Origin of the sequence: Amycolatopsis sp. NPDC051071 (assembly GCF_040682875.1) — a bacterium.
GTDB lineage: Bacteria > Actinomycetota > Actinomycetes > Mycobacteriales > Pseudonocardiaceae > Amycolatopsis.
Genome location: NZ_JBFBBY010000242.1, coordinates 1 through 9,141, shown reverse-complemented (window position 1 = coordinate 9,141; position 9,141 = coordinate 1). Strand labels below are relative to the sequence as shown.

The 9,141-nt window shown below is 67.7% G+C and carries 7 protein-coding genes; 4 read left to right on the top strand and 3 right to left on the bottom strand.

Features of this window, described 5'->3' with window-relative positions; genetic code table 11:
• Window positions 1-94 precede the first annotated feature (94 nt).
• Window positions 95-1,666, bottom strand: a complete 1,572-nt coding sequence (locus tag AB0M65_RS38600) for a cation acetate symporter (protein WP_364039801.1) — start codon at window positions 1,664-1,666, stop codon at window positions 95-97.
• Window positions 1,663-2,085, bottom strand: coding sequence for a DUF485 domain-containing protein (locus AB0M65_RS38595; protein ID WP_364039798.1), 423 nt, complete (start codon window positions 2,083-2,085; stop codon window positions 1,663-1,665). The genes AB0M65_RS38600 and AB0M65_RS38595 overlap by 4 nt, the downstream gene beginning before the upstream one ends.
• A gap of 973 nt (window positions 2,086-3,058) precedes the next feature.
• Here AB0M65_RS38595 and AB0M65_RS38590 point away from each other — a divergent pair.
• Genes AB0M65_RS38590 through AB0M65_RS38575 form a run of 4 tightly spaced genes read left to right on the top strand, consistent with a single transcriptional unit; the run spans window position 3,059 to window position 8,339 of the window.
• Window positions 3,059-6,538: a nitrate- and nitrite sensing domain-containing protein gene (locus AB0M65_RS38590; RefSeq protein ID WP_364039795.1), complete on the top strand. Its 3,480-nt coding sequence runs from the start codon at window positions 3,059-3,061 to the stop codon at window positions 6,536-6,538.
• Window positions 6,535-6,987 carry a roadblock/LC7 domain-containing protein gene (locus AB0M65_RS38585; RefSeq protein WP_364039792.1) on the top strand — a complete coding sequence of 151 codons (453 nt, stop codon included), beginning with the start codon at window positions 6,535-6,537 and terminating at the stop codon, window positions 6,985-6,987. The genes AB0M65_RS38590 and AB0M65_RS38585 overlap by 4 nt, the downstream gene beginning before the upstream one ends.
• Before the next feature lie 7 nt (window positions 6,988-6,994).
• A complete protein-coding gene (locus tag AB0M65_RS38580; protein WP_364039789.1) occupies window positions 6,995-7,747 on the top strand; it encodes a DUF742 domain-containing protein in 753 nt (250 codons plus the stop codon).
• Window positions 7,748-7,775: 28 nt separating this feature from the next.
• Window positions 7,776-8,339, top strand: a complete 564-nt coding sequence (locus tag AB0M65_RS38575) for an ATP/GTP-binding protein (protein WP_020637517.1) — start codon at window positions 7,776-7,778, stop codon at window positions 8,337-8,339.
• 36 nt (window positions 8,340-8,375) lie between these two features.
• On the opposite strand, the gene AB0M65_RS38570 is transcribed toward AB0M65_RS38575, so the two are convergent.
• Complete coding sequence (locus AB0M65_RS38570; protein ID WP_364039787.1) at window positions 8,376-8,933, bottom strand: dihydrofolate reductase family protein; 558 nt, start codon at window positions 8,931-8,933, stop codon at window positions 8,376-8,378.
• Window positions 8,934-9,141 lie beyond the last annotated feature (208 nt).

The window sequence follows — 9,141 nt, the reverse complement described above, 5'->3', positions numbered from 1 at the left end:
CCCTGGGGGTTTATTGTGGGGACCACTTTGTAATTATTTCGTCCTATGGGGACCCCTCATGACACATCGGGGCAGGGGGCGAAGGGTGCCGGGGTCAGGAGCCGATCCCGGTGAGGGACCGCACCTCCATCTCGGCGTGCTTGACCGGGTCGGCCTTGGCCCGGCCGATGAACGTGCCGGCGATGCCGCACAGGAACGAGAACGGGATCGACACCAGGCCCGGGTTCTTCAGCGGGAACCAGTGGAAGTCGACGCCCTTGATGATCGAGTCCGCGGTCCCCGACATCACCGGCGAGAAGAACACGAGCACCAGGCTCGCGATCAGCCCGCCGTAGATGCCCCACAGCGTGCCGGTGGTGTTGAACCGCTTCCAGAACAGCGAGTACAGCAGCGTCGAGAGGTTCGCCGACGCGGCGACCGCGAACGCCAGTGCGACGAGGAACGCGATGTTCTGCCCGTTCGCGAGGATGCCGCCGAGGATCGCGAGTGCTCCGACGACGACCGCGGTCAGCCGGGCGACGCGGACCTCCGAGGCCGGTTCCGCCTTGCCGCGCTTGAAGATGTTCGCGTAGACGTCGTGCGCGAAGGAGGCCGACGCGGTGATCGTCAGCCCGGCGACGACGGCGAGGATGGTCGCGAACGCCACCGCCGAGACGATGCCGAGCAGGACGGTGCCGCCGATGTTCAGCGCGAGCAGCGGCGCCGCCGAGTTTTCGCCGCCGGGGGCGTTCTTGATCGCCTCCGGGCCGACGAGCGCGGCCGCACCGAAACCGATGACCAGCGTGCAGAGATAGAAGACGAACATGCACGCGGTCGCCCACACCACCGATCGCCGCGCCTCGCGCGAGTTCGGCACCGTGTAGAAGCGCATCAGCACATGCGGCAGCGCGGCGGCACCCAGCACCAGCGCCAGTGCCAGTGAGACGAAGTCGAGTTTCGTGGTCTCGCTCTTGCCGTACGAGCCACCCGGTTCCAGCAGTTCGCTGCCGAGCGGGCTCTTGTCGGCGGCCGCCGAGAGCAGGTTCGAGAAGCTGAACCCGAACTTGCCGAACAGGAACACGGTGATCAGCGCACCGGTCATCAGCAGGATGGTGGCCTTGATGATCTGTACCCACGTGGTGCCCTTCATCCCGCCGACCAGCACGTACAGCACCATGACGACACCGACGACGCCGATCACCAGCGCCTGCCCGAAGCCGCCGTGGATGTCCAGCAGCAGCGCCACCAGTCCGCCGGCGCCCGCCATCTGCGCGAGCATGTAGAAGAAGGAGATCACCAGCGTCGACGTCGCGGCCGCGGCCCGGACCGGGCGCTGTCTCATCCGGAAGCTGAGCACGTCGCCCATGGTGAAGCGGCCGGTGTTGCGCAGCAGTTCCGCGATCAGCAAGAGATCCACCAGCCAGGCGACGAGGAACCCGATCGAGTACAGGAAGCCGTCGTAACCGTGGATCGCGATCGCCCCGGCGATACCGAGGAAGGACGCCGCCGACAGGAAGTCACCCGAAAGCGCGATGCCGTTCTGGCGTCCGGTGAAGGCGCTGCCCGCCGCGTAGTAATCCGAAGTGGACTGATTCCGGGTGCCGGCGCGGTAGACCACGTACAGGGTGATCGCGACGAACAGGGCGAACACCGCGATGTTCAGGACCGGGTCGTTGTCGGGGATCATCGCTCACCCGCTTCGACCGACGCCCGCAGCTGTTCGACCTTGGGGTCGAGCCGCTTGCTTGCGAACTTCAGGTAGGCGATCGTGATCAGCACCGTGCTCGCGAACTGGCCGAGGCCGAGCAGGATGCCGACGTTCACCTCGCCGAACACCTTCTGGCTCATGAAGTCGTGGGCGTAGGCCGCCAGCAGCACGAACGTCATGTACCAGGTGAAGAACAGCAGGCTCATCGGGAACACGAACCGCCGGAAGGTCTTGCGCAGTGCGACGAACTCCTTGCCGTGCTGGATCCGGTCGAAGTCCGGGCCGGTGCTGCGCGGTGGCGGGGGAGCGGGCTGGCGCTCGCGGACGAACAGGGCGGGCATTTGCCCGGTGTCCTCGAGGGCGTTGCTCGCCGCGTAGGGGCGCGCGACGTCGGGCATGGGGTCCTCCGGGGCTTGCTTGCATCCGTGGCGCGGTAACGGGAGGGCACATACTAACTTCGGCTTCACGTGCTCTGAATAGGCGACCCTGCTTACGCGAACGCAAGCGATGGTATTCCTTTTCCTGTCGCAATAGGTTCCGGGGAATTCGTTTCGGTCGGAATGGACGGGCTTTCTCACTCGTAATAGTGAGCCCAATTGTCACGCGCGGTCGTCACCCGGACGGACCACTGCGGCAAAAGGCTGACAGCGACCACGCTGTGTCCCTCGTTTTGGTGACAGATCGTAGTTTCGCTTCCCGGTCGCGCCGAGCTCCGATACCGTGCCCGCCATCCGCAAGCGGGGAAGATCCCCTGGCTCGGCGGCCGCCCCGAAAAGAATCACCATGTCGGGCGACTTCGGGGCGGTGAAACCGGCAAGGCCACAACATCGGGCACATATTTGAGCTTGACCCACCCATTGGGGGCACACAAAGTAGTTCGACTGGGCGAGGTGGCTACCCAGCGTAGGCTGATCGGGTGACGCAGGCACCCTGTGCGGCGGCGCAACGTGTAACCGGAATTCCCTCGTTTGTGACGTGGAGACGGATTTCGGGCCTTGTACATCGTTCCAAGTGACACTTTTCCCAGGTCAGCACCCGTTCACTGAACGGAATTGACGGCACCCGGATTGGTGTACGATTCTTTGGCCCGGCTGACCAGTAGTGATCGATTGGCAAAGACAAGTTGATCTCGACGACCATGCACTTCGCAGGTTGCGACCTGCACGTGCAGGTGCAAGAACCGCCGAAGCGGAACGGTGTTCCTGGGGACGCCGCGCCCGCCAGGAGCGGTCCCTCGCGTCGCGATCGATCACGTGGTCAGGCCGGGGCCGAGTTCCCCGCGAGAAGGTTCCTCGCGGGAACGGACGCCTCAGACCGTGCCAGGACGCCGGACAGGGAGTCACTCACGTGACCGTTGCAGGAGAAGGCCAAGTGCCTGTCGGGGAGCTGCTTGGACGCACTCCCCGGCCATCGCGGTGGGCCACCGGCTGGCGCGCGTTCGTGCGCTGGCGGGACTGGAGCCTGCCGGTGAAGCTGTCGGCCGTGACGCTGGTGCCGATCCTCATCGCGCTCGCGCTGGGCATCGCCACCATCGCAGGCCAGGTCGGCCGGTCCGACGGTTACCAGCGCCTCGACCGGCTCGTGGCGCTGAGCGGGCAGATCCGCGCGCTCGCCGACGGGCTCGAACGCGAGCGCACCCAGTCGGCCGCCGGACTGACCGCCGGCACCGTCGGCGGCACCCTCGAACTCGGCTCCGCGCGTGCCGACGTCGACGCGGCCGTTCCGTTGTACCGGGCCGCCGCGGCCAGGGCCGTCGAGGCCGAGCCGTCGCTCCTGCAGGCAAAGGACACCGCGGCCGCCCAGCTGGACAAGCTGGCAGGCATCCGGCAACGCGCCTCCGCCGGGCAGCTCGATCCCGTCCAGGCCATCGGTGAATACACCGACGTCACCACCGCGCTGCTCGCCGTCGACACCGCGCTGTCCGCCGGTGCCGGCGAAGACGTCCTCGGCGGTACCCCCGCCGTGCTGCACGACCTCACCGTGATGAAGGAACAGCTGTCGCTGAGCCAGGCGCTGGTCTCCTTCGGCATCGCTCGGTCCGGCCTCGCCCCGAGCGAGCTGAACCAGTTGCGCACCGCCGAACTGCGGCTGGCCGACCGCTTCACCGACTTCCGCGCCGCCGCCTCGGAACAGCAGCGCCAGGAGTTCGCCGCCGCCGTCGGTGCCGACGTCATGGAGAACCGCGACAAACTCGCGAAGACCGCGCTCGGCGACCAGGGCGCCCCTGCCGAGCAGGCGTTCCGCACGATGTCCTCGTCAGGCTGGAACGATGCCTCGAACGCGATGATCACCAAGGTCGGCGAGGTCGCGAACAAGTTCGGCACGCGAGCGGGTTCGGTCTCGGCCGAACTGGTCGACGACGCCAGCAGTGGCGCGGGCCTGCTCGCGGTCCTGCTGTTCGGCGCGATGATGCTCGCCGTCGCCGTCGTCTTCCTCATCACCCGCCAGCTGCTGCGTTCGCTGAAGATCCTGCGCGCCAACGCACTCGACGTCGCCGAGAAGCAGCTGCCCGAAGCGGTCCGCAACATCCAGGAAGGCCGCTCGCAGGGTACCGACGTGCGGCCGGTGCAGGTCGGCGGCGACGACGAGATCGGCGAGGTCGCCAGGGCCTTCGACAAGGTGCACCACCAGGCTTTGCGCCTGGCGACCGAGCAGGCCTCGATGCGTACCGGCTACAGCAACGTGTTCGTCAACCTCTCTCGTCGCAGCCAGAGTCTCGTGCAGCGGCAGCTGCAGCTGATCGAGCGGCTGGAGCGCGACGAGGAAGACGCCGACCAGCTCGCCACGCTGTTCCAGCTCGACCACCTCGCCACCCGCATGCGCCGCAACAACGAGAATCTGATGGTCCTCTCCGGTGTCGAGCCGGGCAGACGGTCCGGCCAGCCGGTCTCCGCCACCGACGTGGTGCGTGCGGCGGTATCCGAAATCGAGCAATACCAACGGGTGACCGTGCAGAACCCGCCGCCGGTACGGCTGGTCGGCTACGCGGCCAACGACCTGATGCGTTTGATCGCCGAGCTGCTGGACAACGCCACCGCGTTCTCCGCGCCGGAGACGCAGGTGACCGTCGCGACCAGGCTCGTGGACGACGGCTCCTTCGGCATCGACATCCTCGACAAGGGCATCGGCATGAACGAGGCCGAGGTCGCCGAGGCCAACGCCCGGCTCACCGAAGCCCCCAACGTCGACCTCGCCACCTCGCGCCGGATGGGTTTGTTCGTGGTCGGGCGCCTGGCCAGCAGGCACCGCATCGGTGTCTCGCTGCACGGCGGCAAGGACATCGTCGGCGTGCGCGCCACCGTCTCGGTCCCGGCGGACCTCGTGATGGTCCCGCCGGGGGATCCCGGCCCCGCCACCGGTCCGATCACCGAACGCCTCGCGCCGCTGCCGCCGCAGCCCGGTGGCCTGCCCCGCCGCCAGCGTCCGGCCAACGGCACCCGGCCGGGAATGCCGACCGTGCCCTCGCAGGGCGGCGAGCGATGGCCGTCCGCGAACGATCTGGCCGGGCACACCAAATCCGGGCTGAACGGGCATACCCATACGCAGGAACCGCGGCCGCCGTCCGATCTGGAGATTTCGGGGACGGCACTGTTCAGCCCGATCCCCCAGGACCAGACGACCCCTCCGCCTGCCCAGCCGTCGACACCACAGCCTCAGCTTTCGACTCCGCAGCCACGACTGCCGGAGCCCGAACCCGCCGCGAAGGTGGCGGAGAAGCCTGCCGAGCCGGAGCCGCCTTCGTCCGTGGTGGAAGGCGAACTGCCCAGCGGCAAGGAACTGTTCGAGGCCAAGAACAGCACCACGCTGAGCGAATGGTGGAACCAGGCGACCACGCCGCCGCCCGCGGCACCGGCGCCCACCGCGTCGGAGACGACGCCGATCTTCGACGAGATGCTCTCGGCGTGGTTCCGTTCGCCCGCACCCGCTCCGGAAAAGGCGGCGGCGAAACCCGCGGAGAAGAAGGAGACCCAGGACCCGTCGGACGCTTCGGGTGCTTCGGATGCTTCGGCGGAGAAGGAGAAGAAGCCCGCCGAGGCCCCGGCCGCCGAAGCCGTTCCCACGGCCGAGCAAGAGGCCCGCAACTGGGATTTCGCCAGCGACAAGGCTTTCCGCACGGTTCAGGAGGTCTCGCAGACCGCCCCGTCGACCTTCACCGAGGCCGGTCTTCCCCGGCGCCGCAAGGGCGAGCAGCTCCTGCCGGGCAGCGCGATGTCGTCGGCCCCGGCCGCCGAGCCCACCACCCGGTCGGAGTTGCCGGTCCGGGATCCGGCGAACGTACGCGGCAGGCTGAGCAGTTTCCAGCAGGGCGTCAAACGGGGCCGCAAGGCGGCAGCGGACCAGGCAGCGCCGGCCACCACGCGGCTTCCCGCGACCGAGCCGGCCGAGACTGTCGCGACGCCGGAGGTCGCGAAGGCGCCCGAAGCCCCCAAGACACCTGCGGCCCCGAAGGCACCGGAGACGGCCGCGCGTCCGGCGTCGCCCGCCGCCCTGCCGAGCAGGCGAACGGAGAAGAAACCGCAGGCGGCGGCGCCGGAACAGGCCCCCGTCTCGGCCGTCGAGGAGACCAACGCGTGGAACTTCGGCTCCGACGAAGGCTGGAAGGCCGCCCAAGCGGTGTCCCAGTCCGTGCCCTCGAAGACGACTTCGGCAGGATTACCCCGGCGCCGCCGCGGGGAGCAACTGCTTCCGGGCAGCGCGGGACCGCCCGCCGGGGCGGTCACCCCCCGACCACAACGAGACGCGCACGACGTACGCGGGCGCCTGAGCAGTTTCCAGCAGGGCATCCAGCGCGGACGGCACCGCACTGCCCAGGCGACCGAAGCCAACCACGAAACCCTGGAGGGTGAATGACCTCGCCGAACCCGGCCCAGCCTCAGAAGAACCAGTTCGGGTGGCTGGTGAATGACTTCGCCGAGCGGGTGCCCGGAGTGGCGCACGCCGTGGTCGTGTCGGCGGACGGCCTTCTGCTCACCGCGTCCAGCAGGCTTCCGCTGGACCGGGCCGACCAGCTGGCCGCGGTCGCGTCCGGTCTGGTCAGCCTGACCCAGGGGGCCGCGCGGTGTTTCGAGGCGGGAGCGGTCAACGAGACCGTCGTCGAAATGGAACTCGGCATCATGGTGCTGATGTCCATCAGCGACGGCTCCTGCCTTGCCATCCTCGCCGCCCCGAACTGCGACATCGGACAGGTCGCCTATGAGATGACGATGCTCGTCGACCGCGTCGGCCAGATCCTCACACCGGAACTTCGCGCGCAATTGCAGGGCGCCGGTGGGTCGCTGATCGGCGAACCGGTGGGATGATGTCTCGATGAGCACGGGGTCCGGATCCTTCGGCGAGCCGCCGGGAACGGGTGAACACCAGCCTCCGCGTGCGGGGGCTGCCCATGCTGCCGGTTCACGGGACGACGGTACCTTCGCCGATGTCCTGAACGGCTTCACCCTGGATTCGGGCCGTGGTCGTCGGAAGCGCAAGAAGAGCAAGCAGTCCGAAGATGCACTTGTTTTCCCGGTGAGCGGAATACACGCCGGGGAAGCGGCAGTCCCGCAGCCGACCGATCAAGGAGACCGCGTGACCTCACTTGCTTCTCCACCCGACAGCGGCGCCGGCGCCGTCGGGCCGAGACCAGGTGGTCTTTTCGACCCGGGCCCGCCCAGTGGCGAGTTCATCATGCCCGCCGTCTTCGAGCAGGCGCCGCCGCCGCTCGAAGAGACGGCGATCGTCCGTCCCTATGCCCTCACCGGCGGCCGGACCAAGGCGAACTACGCTCTTGAGCTGGAGACGCTCATCTCCACCAAGGACCACGTCACCGCGGGTAGCCTCCCCGCGGTGGCTTCGGAGCAGATCGAGTGCATCTCGATCATCGAGGAGTGCCGGACCCCGCGTTCGGTCGCCGAGATCGCGGCGACCCTGCGCGTACCGCTGGGTGTGGCACGCGTGCTGATCAGTGACGCGGCGGACGCGGGACTGGTCAGTGTGCACAGGACGATTTCGGGCAATGACGGCGCCGAGGCACATCTGGTGTTGATGGAAAGGGTTTTGAGTGGACTCCGTCGGCTTTAAGGCACCGCGGGACACCGCGCCCCCGACCATGACATCCGCGAAGATCGTCGTGGCGGGTGGCTTCGGTGCGGGCAAGACGACCTTCGTCGGTTCGGTGTCGGAGATCGTGCCGCTCACCACCGAGGCGATGATGACGGACGCCAGTCGGGGGATCGACAACCTCGACCAGACGCCCAACAAATCGACCACCACGGTCGCGATGGACTTCGGCCGTGTCTCCCTCGACGCGGACCTGATCCTCTACCTGTTCGGCACGCCCGGGCAGCAGCGGTTCTGGTTCATGTGGGACGACCTTGTCCGCGGCGCGATCGGCGCCGTGGTGCTGGCCGACACGCGACGGCTGGCCGATTCGTTCGCGCCGATCGACTTCTTCGAGGACCGGGGCCTGCCCTACATCGTCGGGGTCAACACCTTCGACGGCATCCTCGAACACGACATCAACGACGTGCGTGAAGCGCTGTCGATCGACCCCAATATCCCGATCGTCCGTTGTGACGCCCGGGAACGGGAGTCGACGAAGCAGACGCTGATCACGCTCGTCGAATACGCGATGCGGCAGTGGATCGCCCTGCGGGCGAGTAACTCCAGGTGACCTGACGGCGGCAGCGTAGGGGCTGCCGCCCAGGTTTCACTGCTTTTCGTAGGTCAGCAGCACCGCGCGCCCGTCCATCGTGCGGGTGCCGGTCAACCGCAGATCCGTGCGGACGCCGCCCCCGAACACCTGCTTGCCGCCGCCGAGCACCACCGGGTGCACGACGACATGGACCTCGTCGATCAGACCGCGGTCCGACAGCGCGGTGGCCAGTTCGGCTCCACCCATCAGCAGCAGATCCTTACCGGGCCTGCTTTTGAGTTCGGTGACCCGCTCAGTGAGGTCGCCCGCCACGACTTCGGTGTCCCAGTCCGCGCTCTCCAGTGTCCTGGAGAAGACGATCTTCGGCGTCTTCCGCCAGATCGGCGCGAACTCGAGGTCGTGCGGGTGGTCCGAGATCTCTTCGGCCTGCGGCCAGAACGACGACATCATGTCCCAGACCCGTCGTCCGTAGGCGAAGGTGTCGGCGCGGTGGACCAGTTCCTGGGAGTGGGCGGACAGCTCCGGGCCCATCTCGGTCCAGTCGAACTCGCCGTCCGGGCCCTCGATGCGGCCGTCGAGCGAGGTGTGGACGGCGTAGACGAGCTTGCGCATGGCTGGATCCCTCCGGTGTGGCGCCCGCCTTCCGGGCGCCGGTCACCTGGGAGTCGGAGCCGGTACGGGGCTCTCGACATGAGGCGGGAAGAAAGTTCGTGAGTGAGAAGGAGGGGGCGGATTCATGCGGTCGTCGCAACATGCTCTATTTAGGACAGTAGCAGGTTGAGTTTTTCTTGGGGTGTAAGCCAGTCCAGTGTTTTGCGGG